The organism is Hymenobacter volaticus (assembly GCF_022921055.1).
Classification (GTDB): Bacteria; Bacteroidota; Bacteroidia; order Cytophagales; family Hymenobacteraceae; genus Hymenobacter; species Hymenobacter volaticus.
Map to the genome: position 1 here is coordinate 4,447,415 of NZ_CP095061.1, position 20,287 is coordinate 4,467,701.

Consider the following 20,287-nt stretch of genomic DNA (forward strand, 5'->3'; position numbering starts at 1 on the left):
CTTTGTTCTGAATTCTCAGTTATGATTCTTTTTCAACCTGAGTGTAGCTCAACTCCATTGGAGTACTACGACCGAATATTTTTACAATTACGTTGAGCTTCTTACGCTCTTCAAATACCTCTGACACATTGCCCGAGAAGCCACTGAAGGCGCCATCTACCACTTTTACCAACTCGCCAACAACAAAAGGAGTTTCCAGCGTTGCTGTTTCTTCTTCTGTTTCGTCTACAATGCCAAGGATGCGATTCACCTCAGCCATACGCAATGGCACTGGTTTAGTATTGGCCGACTTGCCTTCCTTATCACTTAAGAAGCCTAGAATACCAGGCGTACTCGTAATGATATGGTCTACTTCCCCGTGCGATAAATCAGCATGAATTAGAATGTAGCCAGGAAAGAAGTTGCGTTCGCGCACGCGCTTCTTACCGTTACGCATCTCATACACCTTCTCCGCTGGAATCAGCACTTGAGGCATCAGGTCTGAAAGACCATGCCGTCCAATTTCTGTTTCGAGATAGGTTTTGGCCTTTTTCTCTTGTCCGCTCACGGAGCGAACCACGTACCATTTCAACTCTCCCATCTGCAGACCGCTTAACGGAAGGAGTTGTAGAACGCCTCCAGACCGGTTTTGAAAATTACATCCATTAGGCCCACAACAGCGGCAAAAACTAACGAACCGATAAGTACCAAACCGGCACTTTTCTGAAGCTCCTCAAAAGAAGGCCACGTTACTTTGTAACGCATTTCCTCAGTGGTGTCGCGGAAATATTTAGTTAGCTTGCTCATTATGCGTCGCCTGCCGGCTGGCTTTTGATAACTGGAAAATGGGTTGAACCCATTCCTCTAGAGCACGAGTGGAGAGATTCGAACTCCCATCAAAGGTTTTGGAGACCTCTATTCTACCCTTGAACTACACTCGTGTATATGCCCCAAACCATCATCAGTGAGATTGGGACTGCAAATGTACTGAACTACTTAGACAAAACAAATCCGCCCCCGAAAAAATCGGAAGCGGATCTGTTTTGTTTTAGCAAAAACTAATCGAGAATCTCAGTTACCTGACCAGCACCTACCGTACGGCCACCCTCACGGATAGCGAAACGGAGACCTTTTTCCATTGCTACCTTGTTGATCAACTCAACAGTGATAGTAACGTTATCGCCAGGCATTACCATTTCTACGCCTTCGCCTAGAGTGATGATACCGGTAACGTCAGTGGTACGCAGGTAAAACTGTGGGCGGTAGTTGTTGAAGAACGGAGTATGACGGCCACCTTCCTCTTTCGAGAGAACATAAACCTCAGCCTTGAACTTCTGGTGAGGAGTAACCGAACCTGGCTTGCAGATAACCATACCACGACGGATGGCTTCTTTTTCAATACCACGGAGCAGCAGACCCACATTGTCACCAGCTTCGCCGCGGTCAAGAATCTTGCGGAACATCTCAACACCGGTTACAGTCGACTTCAGGCCGGGAGCAGCTCCCATACCCAAAATATCAACCTGCTCACCCGAGTTAATGATACCACGCTCGATACGACCGGTAGCTACCGTACCACGACCTGTGATAGAGAATACGTCCTCTACAGGCATTAGGAAAGGCAAGTCAGTCAGACGAGCAGGAATTGGAATGAAGCTGTCTACAGCATCCATCAGTTCCTCGATCTTAGGAACCCAGTTAGCGTCACCGTTTAGGCCACCCAAAGCCGAGCCTTGAATAACTGGAATGTTGTCACCGTCGAAGTCATAGAAAGAGAGCAACTCGCGGATTTCCATTTCTACCAACTCAAGCAGTTCTGGATCGTCCACCATGTCCACTTTGTTCATGAACACAACGAGCTGAGGAACACCTACCTGACGAGCGAGTAGGATGTGCTCACGAGTCTGAGGCATTGGGCCGTCAGTTGCAGCTACTACCAAGATAGCGCCGTCCATCTGAGCAGCACCCGTTACCATGTTCTTCACATAGTCAGCGTGACCGGGGCAGTCAACGTGAGCGTAGTGACGGTTAGCAGTAGCGTATTCAACGTGAGCAGTGTTGATCGTAATACCACGCTCTTTTTCTTCAGGAGCGTTGTCGATCGACGAGAAGTCACGCTTAGCGGCCAAACCTTTGCCCGCCAATACCGTGGTGATAGCAGCAGTCAGGGTGGTTTTGCCGTGGTCGACGTGCCCGATCGTACCGATGTTCACGTGCGGCTTGGAACGATCAAAATTTTCTTTGGCCATTGTAATAAGATTAAAGGAACTTTAAGGTAAAGGGGCGGAAAAACGTGACTCAACTATACTGCAAGAAAGCGAAACGCAGCTCCGTTAAATAAGGATTGCACGTCGCTTTACTTGTCTGACAGATCCAATCAAAGCAGACTTACTGTTTTGGTGGCACTCGTATTTCTGAGCCATTTATGGGATTTGAACCCATGACCTCTTCCTTACCAAGGAAGTGCTCTACCACTGAGCTAAAACGGCTTATTTTGCAAAGCTACAACGAATGCCGCACAGTTTATAACTGCTTATCATTTGTTGCATTGAGCGGGAGACGAGGTTCGAACCCGCGACCTGCAGCTTGGAAGGCTGCCGCTCTACCAACTGAGCTACTCCCGCATTACTTGAATAATGAGTTAACAGCTCAAGAATCTTCTCATAAGCTGTTAACTCATTTACTCTACAATTGTGGGGGAGAAGGATTCGAACCTTCGAAAGCTTACGCTAACAGAGTTACAGTCTGTCCCATTTGGCCGCTCTGGAACCCCCCAATTGCTTCTTCAAGGCCATTCACCAAGAAAACTTCCTTTTTAGATTTCCCGCTTGTTAGAGCAGGTTGTTAAAAGGAGTTGCAAAATTAGTGGGTTTATGATGCAAGTCAAGCCCTACGCCTAAAACAATGGATATTTTTTCAAGCTTAAGAATCGAACACCAACAATAATATTTGCTAACTGATTGATTGCTTAACGAAAGTGATACGCTTATCGTCAAAACAAATACTCAATATTTTTTTAGTTCTTACTGCATTAAAGCATAATAGGCCTTCACTTGCTCGTCTTTCTCCTTGTTACGGATGTCCTGCATTGTTGCCTTTAGCGTAGGCATGTTAGAGGATAGGATACTTAAACCTTTATAGGCACCTAGGCGGACATAGTCATTAGGATCGGTGCGTGCTAAGCTTTCTAAGCGCTGAATCCCTTTATCACGCTCTACAGGCGGAATACGGAGCATGAAAGTAGCGAAATTGGGAAGGTAGGCTTGGTACAGGTCTATTTTGCTTACATCGGGCATACGACGCAAGAACCATTGGTACTGCTCTATGGAACTGCCATTAAGCGCATAGTACGCTGACAAAGCACTTAGCACTTCATGACTAGTAGTTTCCTGAAGGGCAGTGACACGTTCACGAGAGTCGGCTGCAGGAACCTTGGCTAAAGCTTGTATGGCCGCGCTGACTACATGATAGGAACTGTCGGAAAGAGCTGCTGTGTAATTGGCGCTGTAATTTTCGTTGGTGAACGCGGACAGAGTGGTTAAGGCCACTGCTCGCACCTGGCTTTTCTTGTCAGTAGATGCTACTCGCTGTAGCTCTTTACGCACAGCGTTACCTTCTGCACCTTTATAGCGACGCAAGGCTTGTACTGCAGCCAGCCTGACGGCCCAAAAATTGTCACTAAGAGCATTCCGAAGCATTCCACTTACTGCTAAATCAGCATTTTTAGAGCGCAACAGGTCGATGGCCTCGTACTTCTGCAGATAATTGCGTGCGTGGCTGAATTGAAACAGTAATTCGTCTTGGCTTCGCTCCTCTTCTATTTGCGCTAATAGCTGTGCTTCGCTATCGAATTTTACGAGGTTAGGACGCTGAGAAGAGTTCAAGCGGAAAGTTTGATCTGCTTTTGTAACTACAATTTGATGGTCGGTAGCTTGGTTGTTGACCCACGTGGTAACAGTAACTGGCAAGCGGTAGATAGGTGAAAAAGTTGAATCCTGTAGTTGTTGCACCCGCAGGCTAACTTGGCCATTCGCGAAACTGTGGGTGACCTTAAGCTCAGGATGACCGCGCTGTAAAAACCATTGGTCGAAAAACCACATTAAATCCTCACCAGTAGTTTCTTCGAAAGCCATACGTAGCTTAGCTACCTCGGAAGTCGAAAATTTGTTCTGAGTTAAGTAACGATTCAACGCGGTAAAAAAAGCATCATCCCCTACGTATTTGCGCAGCATGTGCAGCACACGTCCGCCTTTATCGTAGGAATGGCGGTCGAACATGTCTTCATGGGAAGCATAGTGATACCGAATAAGTGGCTCACGTTTGCTTTGCGCTTCATCTAAGTAGCGGCTCATTTTCTCCTGCTGTACTAGAGCGGCAGCATCAGCACCATACTTGTGCTCTGCCCACAGCAATTCAGAATAATCAGCGAAAGATTCGTTCAGTGGCAGGTTGGCCCACGATTCAGTGGTTACATAATCACCAAACCAGTGATGGAACAGCTCGTGCGCTACAGTAGACTCTGGGTCATACCCAACATCAGGCAATTCCCGCGCTGTAAACTGTACTAGGCTTTGCTCGAACGTAACGGCTGTGGTATTTTCCATAGCCCCCGACACAAAGTCATGAACAGCTACCTGGGAGTATTTCTCCCAAGGAAAATCAACTCCTAACTTCTTCGAGAAGAAGTCTAGCATTTGTGGAGTATTCCCAAATATTGCCTTAGCAGTGCTGGCATACTGAGGATCAACATAGTAATCCACTGTTTTCCCACGCCAGGTGTCGTTCACGACAGCAAAGTTGCCGACTGCAAGCATAGCTAAATACGGAGCATGCGGTAAGCTTTGTTTCCAAGTATCGGTACGAGTCCCGTCGCTATTTTTCTTAGAAGAAACTAGAAGACCATTAGATAACGTCTTCAGTGACTCCTCCACCGTTAAACTAATCTCCTGCGTCATACGCTGATTAGGTTTATCGATGGTAGGAAACCAACAAGAACTACCCTCCGTTTCGCCTTGAGTCCATATCTGGCGGGGCTTGGTTTTGTCGGCGCCTGATGGGTTAATAAAATACAACCCTTTGTCTTGGATAATAGCTGCACTACCGCCTGCTTCTAAATCATTGGGCTTGGCCGTATATTGAATACGTACTTGAAACGTTTCGGTGCGGCTATATGATTGATCTAGCGTTATGGTAATTTTCTTCTTGTCATAGGCGTAATTAAGGTTCTTTTCCTTGTTGCCTGTAACTAGACGCACATTTTTTATATCAAATCCTTTAGCATCGAGTACTAGCTGATTTTGCGGATAGAAGTGGGGTCGTAGAGTTAGTGTAGCAGTGCCTAATACCCACTGCCGATTCCAGTCGAAGCGGACATCGAGTTTGGTGTCAAGCAAATCGTGCACAATAGTAGCAGCCGGCTGCACTGGGTTAGTAGGCGGTAACCAGGAAGGCACCACCAAGGTAGCTGGCGCGGGAGCAGCAGAAACAGGCTCGCTGGCCGGCGACGTTTTCTTGTGCGTATTTGCTTTAGTGGCTGCCGGTTTGCCGGACTTAACCGCCTGGGCCGGTGCTTCCAACTGACACGCGAGGACTAGGCCAAGAACGCCGAGAAGCGAATATTTCATGCGAAAATGCAATGATTGGATGGGACTTCAAGTTCCGAAATTATTTCAGAATTGGGCTATCTTTAAGCCCTTTTCCGCCTTAGCCACCCTCCTCTACTTATGTTACAGGTCAACACTAATTCAACGCAAACCTGGGACGTAGATTACCGTGCCGATAATCTGACAACTGTCAACAACGAGCCTTTCACCTGGGATATCGTGGTTTTAGGCCCTGGACGTTTTCATATACTTCACGAAAGCAAATCGATAGTAGCAGAGGTAATACAAGCTGATTATAGCACCAAAACTTTTCAGCTTAAGCTTAATGGCAAGCTAGTGGACATGCAAGTTAAGGATCGATTCGATTTGTTGCTTGATAAACTAGGCATGAATACAGCTTCTGCTAATAAAATAAACGAGTTGAAAGCCCCCATGCCTGGCCTAATTGTAGCTGTGCGTGTAGAGCCGGGTCAAGCAGTGCAAAAAGGTGATCCACTACTAGTACTCGAAGCTATGAAAATGGAGAACATTTTGAAAGCGCCGAGTGATGGTGTAGTGAGTGCCATTAAAGTTGGCCTGCGAAATAATGTCACCAAAGGGCAAGTCCTGATCCTGTTCAGTTAGAGGCTTCTCTATAAATTTTTGCTTTTGCTAGACTGAAGAAGGGTCTATATCTGTCAAAGCAAAAAGCTTGTTCACTTTTTACACTCATAGACAGCTGTTTTCACTTCCAATGAATGATAAGCATCGCCTTCGTGAAATAAAGGAAGTGTTAGCAGTAATTTTGCAGGAGCAAGATCATCTAAAGGCTGAGATACGTCGGCTGCTCGCTGAACGCGACCAAGCCGAAAAACGCATAAGTCAGCTAGAACAGGCTGCAAGCACACAACAGCCGGAACCTAATCACTTTGTGTCTTTTTCTGCCACTGAAGATGTTCAACTACTTCAGCCAGAACAATTGTTGCTTTCACTAATGCAACCTCAGACGCAGAATTAATTACGCTGTCAAATTCACCTCGATTCTTCACTTAACTTCCCTTGTTTTGAAGTACAAACGAATCCTACTCAAGCTTAGCGGTGAGGCCCTAATGGGCCACCAACAATATGGCATCGATGCTGTACGGCTCATGCAATATGCTGAGGAAATCAAATCGGCGGCGGCTACGGGCACTCAGGTGGCTGTTGTAATTGGGGGGGCAATATCTTCCGGGGAGTACAAGCCGCTGCTTTAGGGCTAGATAGAGTGCAGGGCGATTATATGGGCATGTTGGCGACTGTCATCAATTCGATGGCGTTGCAGAGCGCTTTAGAGAAATTGGATGTAAGTACTCGGTTACTTTCGGGGCTTACTATACAGCGCGTATGCGAGCCCTACATTCGGCGCCGCGCTGTGCGCCATCTAGAGAAAGGTCGGGTTGTTATTTTTGGGGCCGGCATCGGCTCTCCTTATTTCACTACTGATTCAGCAGCTTCGTTACGGGCTATTGAGATAGAGGCTGATGTCGTGTTGAAAGGTACTCGTGTAGATGGCATCTATACGGCTGACCCTGAGAAGGACCCTTCGGCTGTACGCTACCCGGAAATCACTTTCGAAGAAGTGATGGAGAAAAACCTGAACGTGATGGATATGACGGCCTTCACCTTGTGCAAGGAGAACAATCTGCCCATCATTGTTTTCGACATGAACCAGGAAGGCAACTTGCAACGTCTTATCGACGGTGAAACAGTAGGCACTCTGGTAACGATGAATGGTGGCAACAAAGCTGCTGTTCTTGATTCCAAGCACAGCAGCCTACAACCTAGCTTGGATACGCCAAGTACCCACGAATAATTTGCATTTAAGGAGCAACAGTGGTGACTTTGAAACTTCACTACTATCACCCTTTAAAACTTGATTTAAAAATCTTTCTTTTCACACATGGACGAAGAAATTCAGTTTTATCTGAGCGAAGCCGAAGAGTCAATGGGTAAGTCGCTGCAACACACTGGCTTGGAATTGAGCCGCATTCGTGCGGGCAAAGCCTCACCAGCGATGCTCGATTCCTTGCGCGTAGACTACTATGGCACTCCTACACCCATTGCCCAAATTGCCAACATATCGGTTCCTGATGCTCGCTCTCTGTTCATCAAGCCTTGGGAAAAGAATATGATATCGGAAGTAGCAAAAGCTATTAAGAACAGTGACCTAGGCTTGAACCCAGCATCAGATGCGGAAGGTGTGCGCCTTAACATTCCGCCCATGACGGAAGAGCGTCGTCGCGACCTGGTGAAGCAAGTGAAAAATGAGACTGAAAGCGGTAAAATTCGCATCCGTGGCATCCGTAAAGATGTAAACGAGTCTTTGCGCAAGTTGCTGAAAGACGGAGCTGCAGAGGATGCCATTAAAGATGCGGAGGCTAAAGTGCAGAAAGCTACCGACGCTTATATCAGCAAGATCGATGAGTTGATGAGCAAGAAAGAATCAGAAATCATGACCATCTGATTTCTCAATTGCGCTACCGATATTCTTGAAAACAACAACGCCTTCCAAGCTTATTGGAAGGCGTTGTTGTTTTCAAGGACGTTACTTTTGCCAATAACCGCCAGCAGCAATTTGCTGTTCTACCGCTTCAGGCACTAAATACCGGATAGATTTTCCAGCTGTAATACACTGCCGAATAAAAGTAGCGGATATATCGAGTAACGGTGCACTTACAACACGTAGGCGTTTGCTCGTGTTTTCTTGTGTTGGCAGTGAGTATCCTGGACGCGGATAGACGTAGATGTCAAAATCGCGCTGAATACGCTCGGAATCTTTCCAGCCGGCCAGTCCGAGTAGATTATCCCCACCCATTAAGAGCACGAACTCAAGTTCTGGATGAAGCCGACCAAGCTCATCGAGCGTAGTAATGGTGAAGCTAGGTTTGGGCAGCTCGAACTCCAAGTCTACGGCGCGCAGCCGGCTGTTGCCTCCAATAGCCGTCTCTACGAGAGAGAAGCGGATAGTCTCGGGCAGTAGGTCTTGGTTTACTTTATAGGGGCTCTGAGGCGATACTATCAACCACACCTCTGACAAGTCAGTGTGCGTGGCCATATAATTAGCTAGAATCAGGTGCCCGGTATGGATAGGGTTAAAAGAACCGAACAGCAGCCCGATACGCGCTGGACTAGTAGTAACTGCTCTACTCACAGATTCTCAGGCTCAGATGCAATGAAGTCGCGCACCAGGCTTTCAGCAGTTGCTGTAGCCTCGTCAAGATTATCATTGACTACCGTGACGTCGAACCGATCTTCGAATGTGAGTTCAAAGTTGGCTTTGTAGAGACGAGCGGAAATGCTGGCTGCAGAATCGGTGGCCCGGTGGCGTAGCCTTCCTTCTAGAACTTCCAAAGAAGGCGGTTTGACAAAAATTGCCAGTGCTCTGTCTTTGTAAAACTCTTTAATGCTTAGCCCGCCCTTTACGTCTACGTCAAGTACGGCATGCCTGCCGCTCTGCCAGATGCGTTCGATCTCAGATTTGAGAGTGCCATAAAAAGCACCTTCGTATACCTCTTCCCATTCCACGAAGGCATTTTCCCGGATTTTCTCCTGGAATTCCTGGACGGAAATGAAGTAATAATCCTTGCCGTTCGCCTCGGCCCGACCCCGACGGTCGCGGGTACAAGCAGAAATTGAGAAGCTTAGCTCTGGAATCCGATCCAACAGCCGATGAACTATAGTGGTCTTACCAGCTCCTGAAGGAGCCGAAAATGCTATGATTTTGCCCTGCATCGGGCAAAATTAGACCATTTCCACTTGTAAGCGCGACAAAATAGTTTGTGACAAGGAATTTGGGGCCCCTTTACGGTTCACATGAGTAGACAGAAAGCCGATAAACGCTTGCTGCTTACTGATGTCGTCAAAGCAAGGCGAACAATCATCGGCATGGTTTACGATGTATTCTTCGTCTTCCACGGTAGGCTCGTGGCCTACTACAAGCTGGTCGAGTATCATATTCACACGTTCACAGTCGGCAGCTGGCGTTACGGCGTGCTGCGTGGGAGATTTGGTTTGAGTAGTAGAGTTGCTTTCCATGATTTCCTTTCGCTTTTAGTCTGTTGCGTTATCGTCTTCGTCGATTTCCTGGTCTTCGGCCCCGCTGCCGTAGCCCATTGACTGCGCATATTTTTCCAACTTGTCCTTCAAGAAATTTCGGGCCCGGTGGAGACGCGAACGGACTGTTCCGATAGGGATATCCAGCACTTTAGCCATTTCCTCGTACGTGAACCCTTCTAGGTCGCAGAGAATGATGACGGTGCGAAAATCCACGGGCAGTGAGTTGAGTGCGCTGGCCACTTCGTCGCCGATGAGGTCGCGCACGGCTTGCTGCCGCATATCAGACGAGGTACCACCCACGTCACTGTCGGACTCGACGTCTTCCGAATTGTAATACCCTTCAATTTCGCTATAGTCGACCTTGGCGGGTTGTTTACTCTTTTTTCGAAAGTCGTTGATGAACGAGTTTTTCAGGATGCGAAACAGCCACGCTTTCGCGTTGGTTCCCTGTTCGAAATACTCGAAGAACCGATAGGCCTTCAAATAGGTCTCTTGAACGAGGTCATTGGCATCGTCTTCATCGAGCGTTAAGCGGAAGGCAAAATTGTACAGAGAGTCGATTACAGGCATTAGCTCCGCCTGAAATCGTCGGTCTTTTTCTTCTTTACTTAACTTCGGAACCCGGTCGGGAGAGTCGCTCATAGAGGCTCGGCAGATAGAGGCAGAATATAAAAACCGCCTTGTAAACAAATGTACTGATTATACCATCCTGTTCAAGCAGCCAAAACAGCGGTGTGGCGGGCCTCCCGTTCAGCGCTTACCACTAGAAAACCGTAGAGAAACACGAACATATTGAAACCAATTTGCATTTGTAGCAACGAATCAACCAAGTTGGCCACGCTCATCATGAGCAGGAAATGTATGACGTACGGATTTCTACGCAATGGAGGTTGCAAATAAGGTGCAAACAGTACGAGCAACCATAATAACAACCCCACCACTCCGCCTCCAACAGCGTACTCTAGGTACTGGTTATGAGTCATAGCCCAGTTTTTGGGCTTCATGCCAAAATTATAGTAGGCATACTGATACAGCATGGCCTTATCGACGTCGGCCATGCCTACGCCTAGGATCGGATGCTCACGCGCTACTAGCAGAGCGGTTTGCCAAGCAGCAAGACGCTTAGAGGCAGAGAAATCGCTGATATCCTGTTCAGTTTGATAGTGCTCGATATCATAGAAGGTGGTGTCTACCCGCTCTTTTACCGAATCCAAAGAGTGGTATGCCAGCAGCGGGAAGCCTACCAGAATTACCAGTGTGAATAAGCCTAACAAGAAGCGTCGTTGCAAGACCACTAGACTGACTGCATCAAACAGAAGCATGGTGTAGAGCACCAATAAACCTGTACGGTAGGCCAGCACGTGCATGACAACAAATATCACAATAGCACAACCGAGCAACCCCCAGCGAGCAGCTGGTATAGCCACTGGACTAGACCGCATAAGCAAGGCAAAGAAAAAAGCCAGAGCCAGCATAATACTGAAGTGAATATGGAATATCCCCGTCGTAGCAGGAATGTTGTGGCCCATATTTATTATGCGGTTGGCTTCCTCAGGATCGACCAGATACCCTCTCAAAGTGGTTATAGACAGTAGCGTAGCTAACCCGACATACAGCAGCCCAACACCAAATTTCTGACGCGAACTAAGAGGCACTGCCACGGCAAAGGCCAGTGGCACTACTACGAAAGGTAATTTTCGGAATACTTCGTGTCGCCAAATGCCAAGCTCGGTGGTATAAAGCCCGCTTAGTACTAAGAACAGGTAAAGCAAGCCAATGCTAACTACAGTCCGCAGCCGCAGCCACTGTCGTAGATTGGCGCGCAGTTGTGGTTGTGCACAGGCAGCCACTACACCCACAATGGGGCTTAAGGCCACCAAGGCTCTAGAAGCAAAAAGCCCAACAACTGCAGCTACGCAGGCCAGCAGCAACAAGTACTGTGACACGCGCCCGGTTTGGTAGAGCTGTCGTAGAGAAGGGGTTGCAACAAGTACTTCAGTCATAAAAAATAACAGGGGCCATACCTTAGCTTGGCAAGTTAGGCATTGGTTTCCAGGCTAGAATGTGGTGTAGAGCCTGTACAGGGGTCAGCGCTTTGATACAAGTACATGCTGCTGGCTGATGGCGGCAGTCTTGACAGTCGGGGCGGTCGAAGACGAGGTATTCGGCGTGTGGCCCCAACGGGGCCCAGCGCCCCGGATGCATCGGCCGGATAGGGGGATAGAAACCTAATGCATGACGCCCTAAAGCAGCGGCTAAATGCAGCGGCCCTGTGCTGCCAGCCACTATGCCATCGGCTTGGTGCAAGAAAGCCAGAAGTTGAGGCAATGTTAGGCAGCCCGTCAGGTCAGCAGTTAGGTAGGATCGGTGTTCTGTTAGCCACTCTTGTAGTTCTTCTCCTTCAGCAGCAGTTCCCGTCACGAATACACGGTGCCCAGCCGCGTGCAAAAGCCGGGCCAGCGTACCGAAGTGAGCTAGCCCCCACTCGCGGGCACTACCGCGGCTACGTGGGTGCAGCACAACGTTGAGCTGGGTTTCGGTTCGTTCACTCAGCATCTGGCGCCACTGCAGAGCAAGCGGCTCCGATGGCTGCAGTCGAACCAAGTTCGCTACCTCAGGCAACGGCAATAGAGTATCTGCATGGAGCGGGGCTAGTAGCTGCAAGTTTAGCTGTGCCTCGTGCAACGACGAACGACGCCGACTTAGTGCGACCAGACGGTTGCAGGTAAGCCAATGAAACAACCGGTTACGGGTGCCAATGCGAACAGCAATACCAGCTTGGCGGGCCAACTGAGCTAATAGCTTGTTGGGAAAGATGTGTAGAATAACCTCTGCCTGCTGCGTTTGCAACAATTGAATTTGCTCGGCTTTAGGCAAAGTAATTAAGTGGTCGAAGTTCAAGAAACCATCCACCCACGGACATGCTTCGGCCACGGCTTGCGTGTAGGTGCGGCCTATCAGCACAACGCGGCAACCAGGGAACAGCTGTTTTAGCCGCCCACATACTGGTAGCGTGAGCACCACATCGCCAATAGCATCCGTACGGCTTACCAGAAATGTCATCTTAAATAATTAGGGAGGTAACTAGTATCATATAGCTCTATTGCCCATTCTTCCCTCCTACCATCTTTGCGTCTCGCCCAAATTTGAGCTTTGCGAATTTTAAAAACACACCTAGGGCAGAAATAACGGCGATACTAAGCCCTGCAAAACCATCTAAAAAGCCACGGCGAAAGAAGTAGCCATGCACGAACCGCCACCACGGCTTGAGCAAAAGGTGGAATAGCGTAACGTGGCGTTTATTAGCCAACCACAGTTCGTCAGCCGCAATGCTAGTAAACCGATTGAGTTGGCTGACGTGCTGCTCTACGGAGTTGTATGAGTAATGAAGTAAATCACCAGACAGGGTACCCGCAGCTTGTCCGGCTGCTATCTGAAACCGCTCGTGCAGCAACAAGCCTTGCCACTCCCCTAGCCGCCGGTCGTAGAGGCGCAGCTTTCGGTCAGGATACCAACCACCGTGGCGTACCCAGGTGCCACAATAGTTGGTGAGTCGCGTCAGGGAATAGCCGGCATGTTGCCAATTTTGCTTCACCTTCCGGATACTTTGGCGCAATTCTTCTGTAAGCACTTCATCCGCATCAAGCTGAAGCACCATATCGTGTTGGGCCTGGGCAGTAGCAAAATTCTTTTGTGCTACATATCCTTCAAATGCGTGCTGAATTACGCGTACGCCGTGCTGATGGCAAATGTCAACCGTGCGGTCAGTGGAAAACGAATCGACTACTACTACGTCCTCAGCTATGTCGTGTAGGGCTTCTAAGCACCGCGCAATATTGTGCTCTTCATTATAAGTAATAACGACGACGGAAAGAGGAACGCTTGGCATGGCCTACAAATATCCGGGTTTTCTGTGGCCTAGGTTACTTCCTGCTGTGAGTGGTATCAAATACAGGTTATACCACGTGCTATGCCAACTTTCAATTTGTTTCGCTTCGGCCACTTAGGCACTTGGGTGTGTTGGCTGCTTTTAATTGCTGGCTGTGATGGTCCTGTTGAGTGGCCGCCGAGTTTTTACTTTAACCGGTATCCGGTACAGCACTCACTCGACCTAACAAAAGTACTTGGGAGAGAAATGCGGCTAGTCTCCATGCAGGACACGCTAGACTTGCGCATTCACCATCAGTTGTCGAGTGGTATTAATTTCCTGACTGATGCCGTTAGCGGCGATACTCTACAACGGGTCTGGGTTACACGTCATCAGGGCCTCTACTATTTCACCTGCCCTATCAGCGACACATGCTATTGGGTTCATGCTGCGCGCATTAAACGCAACCAAGTGCAAGGTTTGGCTGATGCTTACCGCCAACTTCACCTTATGGAGCAAGCTGCTCGAGCGGGTCAGTTTCCAGACTTAGTGCAGTACCATGATTCGACTACAGGTATTCTGCGACTTCGATTCGACCCGAAAAGGCTGCGCAAGTTTTATACTGCAATGCTCGATAGTTTACCCATCTACCGTATGGTACCTCGAACACCTTATCAATACGCTTCTCTGCTAACCGATTCCGTTGCAACCACTGCACAGAACTCAGAGCCTTTCATTCACAGCATGTACCCTAATCCTGCGTCGGATGTATTGAATGTTGGGGTAGCAAGTAACGAGCTATGCGAGGCGACTATTTTCGATATGGAAGGAAAACTTATACAAACTGCTCCTGTTTCGGCGGGTGCTACCACAGCACAAGTACAGTACTTGCCCGCGGGCCGCTACATGGTGCGAGTGAGAGAAACAGCTACCAGCCAAGTGCCACCCAACAATTGCAAATTGAACGTTAAGCATTAATAACAAAGAAAGTAAGGCAAGAAGTGGCCTCGACCGTTAGCCTACGTATACTTCCGCTACATCTTCTTAATGCATCGTATGCCTAACCTAAAAGACAGAATTGTCCTTGTTACGGGGGCCACATCTGGAATCGGAGAAGTAACAGCTCGTGAACTGGCCAAGCAAGGGGCTCATGTAGTATTGCTAGCGCGCAACGCTGAGAAAGCCGAGGCTACGCGCCGTAAAATTGTAGCTGCTGCCAGCCACGATTTGGTAGGAGTATTGCTTTGCGACCTATCGGATTTGGGACAAGTACGAAAAGCCGCCGAGACGTTCAAACGAATTTACCCCCGCCTCGATGTGCTTGTCAACAATGCGGGACTGTTGTTTGGTCATCCTCGCAAAGTATCGGCCGATGACTACGAAATGGGTGTTGCGACTAATCACCTTGGTCCTTTTCTTCTTACAAGTCTATTGCTAGATGAACTTAGGAAGAGCTCTGATGGCCGTATCGTGAATCTGGCCTCAGAAGCCTACCACTTCGCGAAGCCTGACTTAGCTGATTTTCAATCGGAGCGCAACTACAGCCCTATGCGCGTATATGGCAATACCAAGCTCTACAATATTATGTTCACGCAGGAGCTGGCGCGGCAGTTACGGGCACGGAACATCCAACATGTAACGGTGAATGCAGTTCACCCCGGAGCTGTAGCCAGCAACTTCGGCGACAGTTCCAGCGGTTGGCTGTCTGTTCTTACCAAAGCATTTCGCCCATTTATGCTAACAGTGGAGCAAGGCGCTGCAACTAGCATCTTTTTAGCTTCCGAGCCTTTGGGTGCCGAAGTGAGTGGCGGTTATTTCGAGAAGAAACAGGCCAAGGCCGTAAAGCACTCCTTCAACACACCAGAAAACGCATTGGCTCTGTGGCACGAAACGGAGCGGCTTGTGCAGCACAATTTCTTTCAGGATTAAGGTATTCCGTACAAACGTCGTATTCGTGCCGTATGCTGAACATCCTGTGGTCTCTGCTGAATGCTGCATTGCTTTTGGGCTTCCTATATATCTTCTTTCGAGCTGCGAAGCTCTTAAAGCAGTATGTAGGCTTAGGAGCGTCATTGTTTTTCATATTTGGTCTCCTGACTATCGGTTGTGGCAGATCAGGCGAAGGGTCTGCTAAGCTTCCTCCAAAGAACTTACTTGCCGGCAAAGAGAAAGATATTCCGCTAGGCAATGGAAATTCCCACCAGCAGGTTGCTCTTGGTGGCAGCAACACGCTTAATGTTTTGGCTGAGTACTATAAGCAAGACGACGTAATTCGACCACGCGGCTTATTTGCCACCGTATCAGGGTTGACGCTTGGACATCATTGGCAACCACTAATAGGCACCCTCACTCAGCACAATATGCAGCTACATTATGAGCTAAGGCTTAAACATGAATGGCTTTTGCTTGGCACGCCGGTATATGTAACAAGTACAGCATCAACTGGTCTTCTATCGGAGTGAACTGCGAACATCGGTTTGCATGCTGCAACTCACAAGCAATATAAAACCCCGCCCGGCGCAGTGCCGAGCGGGGTTTTATATTCTTGGATACTAGTACCGATTAGTAACGGTACAGGTCAGACTTGAATGGACCTTCCACCGATACTTTGATATAATCGGCTTGCTTAGGCGTCAACTCGTCCAACTCAACACCAATCTTGGCGAGGTGAAGGCGGGCAACTTTCTCGTCGAGGTGCTTAGGCAAGGTATATACTTGCTTCTCGTACTTATCGGCGTTCTGCCACAGTTCCAACTGAGCCAACGTTTGGTTGGTAAAGGAGTTCGACATTACGAAAGAAGGGTGACCCGTGGCGCAGCCCAAGTTCACAAGGCGGCCTTCAGCTAGAATGATCAGCTCTTTGCCATCGATGTTATACAAGTCAACCTGTGGCTTGATAGTGTCTTTGGTGTGGCCATAGTTCTTGTTCAACCACGCCATGTCGATTTCATCGTCGAAGTGGCCAATGTTGCAGACGATAGCCTTGTCTTTCAGAGCGCGGAAGTGCTCACCGGTTAGGATGTCGCAGTTACCGGTAGCGGTTACTACGATATCAGCTTCCTTCACTGCGTTGGTCAACTTCTTCACAGCGTAACCATCCATAGCAGCTTGCAGGGCGCAGATCGGGTCAATCTCGGTTACAATAACACGAGCGCCGGCACCAGCTAAGCTAGCGGCCGTACCTTTTCCTACGTCGCCGTAGCCAGCTACTACCGCTACTTTACCAGCCATCATCACATCGGTAGCCCGACGGATAGCGTCAACAGCTGATTCTTTGCAGCCGTACTTGTTGTCGAACTTCGACTTGGTAACCGAGTCGTTTACGTTGAAGGCAGGGAACAGCAAAGAGCCGTTCTTCACCCGCTCGAACAAGCGCAGTACACCGGTGGTAGTTTCTTCGGAAACACCTTTGATGCCGGCTGCTAGCTCAGGATATTGGTTGAGGACCATGTTGGTGAGGTCGCCACCGTCGTCGAGGATCATGTTCAGAGGCTCGCGCTTGTCGCCGAAGAATAGCGTCTGTTCGATGCACCAGTTGAACTCCTCTTCATTCATACCTTTCCAGGCATACACTGGAATGCCAGCAGCAGCAATAGCAGCAGCAGCGTGGTCTTGTGTAGAGAAGATATTGCACGACGACCACGTCACGTCAGCGCCCAACACGATCAGGGTTTCGATGAGCACAGCCGTTTGAATAGTCATGTGCAAGCAACCGGCGATACGTGCACCTTTCAGCGGCTTCGATGCGCCAAACTCCTCGCGCAATGCCATCAGGCCGGGCATTTCAGCTTCAGCCAAACGAATTTCCTTACGGCCCCACTCAGCGAGGCTCATATCTTTTACTTTGTACGGAACGTAAGCCGTGGTTTTGGTCTCAACCATGATATAGAAGGTTTTTTGCGAGTCAACTGCAAAGATAGCTAAAATGTTATTCGGACTTAAATACAAGAAAGTCTGCCTCTGAAGAAGCAGGCTTCTCAATATAATGTATATAAGATTTAGTTGTTATGAATGATGACAGCTACGGGCTGCAATGCTAGATCAAGTATTAAGCATTTCACTCTGTGCGCTATCCCGCATAAATTTTGCTGGCTTCGTTTGCTTTGTTGTTAGCTCTACTAGAGCGAGCCAGTATCATCAACATTCGTAACAGTTGTAGGCTACTGCACACTTGTATCAAGTATGTAGTACCAGTCTAGTAGAATTTCTAGAAACGGAAACGCATTATTGAATCAGGTTTCCGCGTTAGAAGTGTTCTGATACAGTTCCGTTACGCAGAGCCTAATAGAATGCTCTCCTTGGCTAAAGAGCACCATGCGCAAGCTACCCTACTTCGGTACTATCTACTAATGTGTCTGCATTAAACTGATATGAGAGCGTGGGCAATCATACTTGACCCTGAATGGACGAGGTGATATTAGCATCCTTCAGTTCATGAAAACTAAGGTCGCAGGTGAGTGTCGAATCAGAAAAGCCAACGCAACAAAGCGCAGCAAGTCTTCAGCAGTTGGTACTATAGTGAGAAGAAATTAGGACTTGCGCTTAGAACGAATACTTGAATGGCTTTGTTGGGCTACGACTGAAATCTTTCCTGCCAAGACATATAGCTTCTTGTCTTGCAGTGTATTAAATTTGTACCATGCAATACACCGCCTCCCATTCATATCACGCACACCTACGCGTATTTGTCCTATTTTTTGTTGCTGCGTTACTACTCAGTAACCCGCTTCGTGCCCAACAGGTTTTCAATACTATCAAGCTAAGCCCAGAAGATGAAAATCGGGGTTTGAATGGAGTGCAGAAAAACTTTTATTTCGCCACCAAGGACTCTCCATCAGACGACGATTACCAGAACGCCGGATATTTTGGGCAACGGCTGCGGCCATATCTAGCTGGTAACAACGAAGCATTGGAAAACCTGAACCTATACCGACGGCAGAAGTGGCTGTTCTTAGCTGAAAGAGCAGTATTTATGGGTTCTGTTGCTACCTATGGTGCGCAAGTGCTACAGGGCGACGGTGAACAGCGCTACTTCGACAACCGGCAGAAAGTGGTGATAGGCGTAGCTGCAGTCAGTTTGTTGTCAAACATTTTTATTACGCGCCATACCAACGAGCATTTCGAGCGGGCTGTAAGCGTGTACAACGCAGGTCAGCCGGCTGCTCGTAATACTGGCAGCTTGATTCAGCGGTTAGCACCAAGTGGCATTGGCGTGGCAGCTGCCCCCACCGGACAGCCACAATTGGCATTGCGCTGGCAGATTCGCTAGTGCTGTTCGTGCTTTCTTAGCGCTATCCTTTACTGTTGCAGCAATAAAGTTTTCAAGTGAATTCATCGGTTAAGGCACTCTTACTTGCCCTGAAAACGTTTACTTCACAGTATTGGCTGCAAGAAGTGCTGCTATCCGGCACTTGCTTGAGGCATTGGTTAGGCCCTGTGGTCAACCACGCTTTTTTTTGTTCGTAGGAGTAGTTCATGGAATTTCCGTTGCCCGAGGCGGCGCGTCGGTACGTTGCGAAGCACCTGTACGATGACCCCGCCCAATTGGCTTTGCAAGCCCGCCGTTATCCCAGTCTGCCTGTTCCGGAACTGGTTCGTCAAATTCAGGCCCGTCAGAAGGCGCGCTCGAAAGTGCCCGCTTGGGCCGATAATCCCGACCTCATTTTTCCGCCTACTTTGTCGGTGGAGCAGGCTTCATCGGCGCGTACTGCGGCGTTTAAAGCTTCTTTGGTTAATGGTCAGCGCTTAGTAGATCTGACAGGGGGCTTTGGCGTAGACGTGTCGTACTTTGCTGAGCAGATACCCGAAGTGCATTATGTAGAGCGCAATGCCGCTTTAGCTGATGTAGTGCGCTACAACCTGACGCATTTAGGCGTCACCAATGTGCAGTTTCACACTGCCGACGCGGTGAACTTTTTGCGCAATACGCCGGATACTTTCGACTGGATTTATTTGGACCCGGCGCGGCGTGATACCGCATCCCGCAAGATTTTTAAGCTGCAGGACTGTGAGCCCGATGTGTTGCGCTTACTGCCATTGCTGCTACACAAGGGGCGCCGCGTATTGCTGAAAACGTCGCCTATGCTTGATATCGAGCAGGCTTTGCAGGAACTACGGCAGGTACGCCGCCTGTGGGTGGTAGCCGTCGACAATGACTGCAAAGAAGTGTTGTATGAGTTAGGCCCGGAAGCAGCCGTAGACCCAGAGCGGTACACAATAAATCTGCTTCGCACGGGTGAGCAACAGGAATTTCGGCTGAATCGGGCGCGTGAAGCTCGTGCAGTATCCCGCTACGCCGAGCCGCAAGACTATCTGTATGAGCCGAACGTAGCGATACTGAAAGCGGGAGGATTCCGCAGCATTGGTACCGCCTTCGAGTTTCTCAAACTACACCAACACAGCCACCTTTACACCTCCGATACATTACGCCCCGAGTTTCCGGGCCGGATCTTCCGTATTCGGGCGGTAGAGCGCTACGATGCAACAGCCATAAAAGCACACCTTGGTCCCGAGGCCCGTGCCCACGTCACTACCCGCAATTTCCCAGATACCGTTGCCGATTTCCGCCATCGTACTGGAATCCGAGAGGGTGGTGAGACTTACTTATTCGCTACCACGAATTTAGAAGGCAAATTAATGGTGCTGGTTTGCGAGAAGCTGTAGACAATAGGTAGGATAACAAAGCGCAGTAAGTTCTTGTATTGATTGATATTAGCTTGAACAGCGACGAAAAAGGATTGCCAAATGGCGAGCCTTTTTCGTT

General features: G+C 48.7%; 20 protein-coding genes, 4 tRNA genes and 1 pseudogene. 9 read left to right on the forward strand and 16 right to left on the reverse strand.

Annotation, left to right across the window (positions count from 1 at the left end; all coding sequences use genetic code 11):
* Positions 1 to 19 precede the first annotated feature (19 nt).
* From nusG to MUN86_RS19465, 8 genes are all read right to left on the reverse strand, one after another.
* Positions 20 to 580, reverse strand: coding sequence for a transcription termination/antitermination protein NusG (nusG, locus tag MUN86_RS19430; RefSeq protein ID WP_206981585.1), 561 nt, complete (start codon positions 578 to 580; stop codon positions 20 to 22).
* Between the two features lie 11 nt (positions 581 to 591).
* Positions 592 to 786 (reverse strand): preprotein translocase subunit SecE, encoded by a 195-nt coding sequence (gene secE / locus MUN86_RS19435; RefSeq protein ID WP_022822111.1) that lies wholly within the window; start codon positions 784 to 786, stop codon positions 592 to 594.
* 63 nt (positions 787 to 849) lie between these two features.
* A tRNA-Trp gene (locus MUN86_RS19440) sits at positions 850 to 920 on the reverse strand.
* 117 nt (positions 921 to 1,037) lie between these two features.
* Complete coding sequence (gene tuf, locus MUN86_RS19445) at positions 1,038 to 2,228, reverse strand: elongation factor Tu (RefSeq protein ID WP_245119664.1); 1,191 nt, start codon at positions 2,226 to 2,228, stop codon at positions 1,038 to 1,040.
* A gap of 168 nt (positions 2,229 to 2,396) precedes the next feature.
* Positions 2,397 to 2,468: transfer RNA gene (locus tag MUN86_RS19450), tRNA-Thr, on the reverse strand.
* A 62-nt stretch (positions 2,469 to 2,530) separates the two neighbouring features.
* Positions 2,531 to 2,603, reverse strand: a tRNA-Gly gene (locus tag MUN86_RS19455).
* A gap of 69 nt (positions 2,604 to 2,672) precedes the next feature.
* Positions 2,673 to 2,755, reverse strand: a tRNA-Tyr gene (locus MUN86_RS19460).
* A gap of 247 nt (positions 2,756 to 3,002) precedes the next feature.
* On the reverse strand, positions 3,003 to 5,603 hold the full coding sequence (locus MUN86_RS19465; RefSeq protein WP_245119665.1) for a M1 family metallopeptidase: 2,601 nt from the start codon (positions 5,601 to 5,603) through the stop codon (positions 3,003 to 3,005).
* 99 nt (positions 5,604 to 5,702) lie between these two features.
* Between MUN86_RS19465 and MUN86_RS19470 the strand changes: the two genes are divergently transcribed.
* From MUN86_RS19470 to frr, 4 genes and pseudogenes are all read left to right on the forward strand, one after another.
* Positions 5,703 to 6,206: an acyl-CoA carboxylase biotin carboxyl carrier protein subunit gene (locus MUN86_RS19470; protein WP_245119666.1), complete on the forward strand. Its 504-nt coding sequence runs from the start codon at positions 5,703 to 5,705 to the stop codon at positions 6,204 to 6,206.
* A 109-nt stretch (positions 6,207 to 6,315) separates the two neighbouring features.
* A complete protein-coding gene (locus tag MUN86_RS19475; RefSeq protein ID WP_245119667.1) occupies positions 6,316 to 6,579 on the forward strand; it encodes a hypothetical protein in 264 nt (87 codons plus the stop codon).
* A 46-nt stretch (positions 6,580 to 6,625) separates the two neighbouring features.
* Positions 6,626 to 7,413, forward strand: a pseudogene (gene pyrH, locus MUN86_RS19480) (UMP kinase).
* An 87-nt stretch (positions 7,414 to 7,500) separates the two neighbouring features.
* Entirely contained in the window at positions 7,501 to 8,064 is a 564-nt protein-coding gene (gene frr / locus MUN86_RS19485; protein ID WP_245119668.1) for a ribosome recycling factor, read from the forward strand.
* An 81-nt stretch (positions 8,065 to 8,145) separates the two neighbouring features.
* Here the strand turns inward: frr and nadD are convergent, their stop codons facing one another.
* The 7 genes from nadD to MUN86_RS19520 form a co-directional block, all read right to left on the reverse strand.
* Positions 8,146 to 8,751, reverse strand: a complete 606-nt coding sequence (gene nadD / locus MUN86_RS19490; RefSeq protein WP_280640539.1) for a nicotinate (nicotinamide) nucleotide adenylyltransferase — start codon at positions 8,749 to 8,751, stop codon at positions 8,146 to 8,148.
* On the reverse strand, positions 8,748 to 9,332 hold the full coding sequence (gmk, locus tag MUN86_RS19495; RefSeq protein ID WP_245119670.1) for a guanylate kinase: 585 nt from the start codon (positions 9,330 to 9,332) through the stop codon (positions 8,748 to 8,750). The genes nadD and gmk overlap by 4 nt, the downstream gene beginning before the upstream one ends.
* A gap of 9 nt (positions 9,333 to 9,341) precedes the next feature.
* The gene (locus MUN86_RS19500; protein WP_245119671.1) at positions 9,342 to 9,635 is read right to left on the reverse strand and encodes a hypothetical protein; all 294 of its coding nucleotides are present in this window, start codon (positions 9,633 to 9,635) and stop codon (positions 9,342 to 9,344) included.
* A gap of 15 nt (positions 9,636 to 9,650) precedes the next feature.
* Positions 9,651 to 10,298 carry a sigma-70 family RNA polymerase sigma factor gene (locus MUN86_RS19505; RefSeq protein ID WP_245119672.1) on the reverse strand — a complete coding sequence of 216 codons (648 nt, stop codon included), beginning with the start codon at positions 10,296 to 10,298 and terminating at the stop codon, positions 9,651 to 9,653.
* Positions 10,299 to 10,369: 71 nt separating this feature from the next.
* A complete protein-coding gene (locus MUN86_RS19510; protein ID WP_245119673.1) occupies positions 10,370 to 11,659 on the reverse strand; it encodes an O-antigen ligase family protein in 1,290 nt (429 codons plus the stop codon).
* 22 nt (positions 11,660 to 11,681) lie between these two features.
* Positions 11,682 to 12,719, reverse strand: coding sequence for a glycosyltransferase family 9 protein (locus MUN86_RS19515; RefSeq protein ID WP_245119674.1), 1,038 nt, complete (start codon positions 12,717 to 12,719; stop codon positions 11,682 to 11,684).
* A gap of 37 nt (positions 12,720 to 12,756) precedes the next feature.
* Positions 12,757 to 13,545 carry a glycosyltransferase family 2 protein gene (locus tag MUN86_RS19520; protein ID WP_245119675.1) on the reverse strand — a complete coding sequence of 263 codons (789 nt, stop codon included), beginning with the start codon at positions 13,543 to 13,545 and terminating at the stop codon, positions 12,757 to 12,759.
* Between the two features lie 246 nt (positions 13,546 to 13,791).
* Here MUN86_RS19520 and MUN86_RS19525 point away from each other — a divergent pair, with 246 nt between their 5' ends.
* The 3 genes from MUN86_RS19525 to MUN86_RS19535 all read left to right on the forward strand — a co-directional run bounded on the left by MUN86_RS19525 (position 13,792) and on the right by MUN86_RS19535 (position 15,986).
* A complete protein-coding gene (locus MUN86_RS19525) occupies positions 13,792 to 14,502 on the forward strand; it encodes a T9SS type A sorting domain-containing protein (RefSeq protein ID WP_245119676.1) in 711 nt (236 codons plus the stop codon).
* A gap of 69 nt (positions 14,503 to 14,571) precedes the next feature.
* Positions 14,572 to 15,453: an SDR family oxidoreductase gene (locus tag MUN86_RS19530; RefSeq protein ID WP_245119677.1), complete on the forward strand. Its 882-nt coding sequence runs from the start codon at positions 14,572 to 14,574 to the stop codon at positions 15,451 to 15,453.
* A 32-nt stretch (positions 15,454 to 15,485) separates the two neighbouring features.
* Positions 15,486 to 15,986, forward strand: coding sequence for a hypothetical protein (locus tag MUN86_RS19535; RefSeq protein ID WP_245119678.1), 501 nt, complete (start codon positions 15,486 to 15,488; stop codon positions 15,984 to 15,986).
* A gap of 100 nt (positions 15,987 to 16,086) precedes the next feature.
* On the opposite strand, the gene ahcY is transcribed toward MUN86_RS19535, so the two are convergent.
* Positions 16,087 to 17,406: an adenosylhomocysteinase gene (ahcY, locus tag MUN86_RS19540; RefSeq protein ID WP_245119679.1), complete on the reverse strand. Its 1,320-nt coding sequence runs from the start codon at positions 17,404 to 17,406 to the stop codon at positions 16,087 to 16,089.
* Between the two features lie 913 nt (positions 17,407 to 18,319).
* On the opposite strand from ahcY, the gene MUN86_RS19545 reads away from it, so the two are divergent.
* Together MUN86_RS19545 and MUN86_RS19550 are read left to right on the forward strand one after the other, a co-directional pair.
* Positions 18,320 to 18,793, forward strand: a complete 474-nt coding sequence (locus MUN86_RS19545; RefSeq protein ID WP_245119680.1) for a hypothetical protein — start codon at positions 18,320 to 18,322, stop codon at positions 18,791 to 18,793.
* Between the two features lie 206 nt (positions 18,794 to 18,999).
* Positions 19,000 to 20,187: a class I SAM-dependent methyltransferase gene (locus MUN86_RS19550; protein WP_245119681.1), complete on the forward strand. Its 1,188-nt coding sequence runs from the start codon at positions 19,000 to 19,002 to the stop codon at positions 20,185 to 20,187.
* Positions 20,188 to 20,287: the final 100 nt, after the last annotated feature.

Coding starts and splice junctions, on each gene's coding strand:
- nusG (WP_206981585.1), bottom strand. CDS start 580: ATGGGAGAGTTGAAATGGTACGTGGTTCGCTCCGTGAGCGGACAAGAG.
- secE (WP_022822111.1), bottom strand. CDS start 786: ATGAGCAAGCTAACTAAATATTTCCGCGACACCACTGAGGAAATGCGT.
- tuf (WP_245119664.1), bottom strand. CDS start 2,228: ATGGCCAAAGAAAATTTTGATCGTTCCAAGCCGCACGTGAACATCGGT.
- MUN86_RS19465 (WP_245119665.1), bottom strand. CDS start 5,603: ATGAAATATTCGCTTCTCGGCGTTCTTGGCCTAGTCCTCGCGTGTCAG.
- MUN86_RS19470 (WP_245119666.1), top strand. CDS start 5,703: ATGTTACAGGTCAACACTAATTCAACGCAAACCTGGGACGTAGATTAC.
- MUN86_RS19475 (WP_245119667.1), top strand. CDS start 6,316: ATGAATGATAAGCATCGCCTTCGTGAAATAAAGGAAGTGTTAGCAGTA.
- frr (WP_245119668.1), top strand. CDS start 7,501: ATGGACGAAGAAATTCAGTTTTATCTGAGCGAAGCCGAAGAGTCAATG.
- gmk (WP_245119670.1), bottom strand. CDS start 9,332: ATGCAGGGCAAAATCATAGCATTTTCGGCTCCTTCAGGAGCTGGTAAG.
- MUN86_RS19500 (WP_245119671.1), bottom strand. CDS start 9,635: ATGGAAAGCAACTCTACTACTCAAACCAAATCTCCCACGCAGCACGCC.
- MUN86_RS19505 (WP_245119672.1), bottom strand. CDS start 10,298: ATGAGCGACTCTCCCGACCGGGTTCCGAAGTTAAGTAAAGAAGAAAAA.
- MUN86_RS19510 (WP_245119673.1), bottom strand. CDS start 11,659: ATGACTGAAGTACTTGTTGCAACCCCTTCTCTACGACAGCTCTACCAA.
- MUN86_RS19515 (WP_245119674.1), bottom strand. CDS start 12,719: ATGACATTTCTGGTAAGCCGTACGGATGCTATTGGCGATGTGGTGCTC.
- MUN86_RS19520 (WP_245119675.1), bottom strand. CDS start 13,545: ATGCCAAGCGTTCCTCTTTCCGTCGTCGTTATTACTTATAATGAAGAG.
- MUN86_RS19525 (WP_245119676.1), top strand. CDS start 13,792: ATGCGGCTAGTCTCCATGCAGGACACGCTAGACTTGCGCATTCACCAT.
- MUN86_RS19530 (WP_245119677.1), top strand. CDS start 14,572: ATGCATCGTATGCCTAACCTAAAAGACAGAATTGTCCTTGTTACGGGG.
- MUN86_RS19535 (WP_245119678.1), top strand. CDS start 15,486: ATGCTGAACATCCTGTGGTCTCTGCTGAATGCTGCATTGCTTTTGGGC.
- ahcY (WP_245119679.1), bottom strand. CDS start 17,406: ATGGTTGAGACCAAAACCACGGCTTACGTTCCGTACAAAGTAAAAGAT.
- MUN86_RS19550 (WP_245119681.1), top strand. CDS start 19,000: ATGGAATTTCCGTTGCCCGAGGCGGCGCGTCGGTACGTTGCGAAGCAC.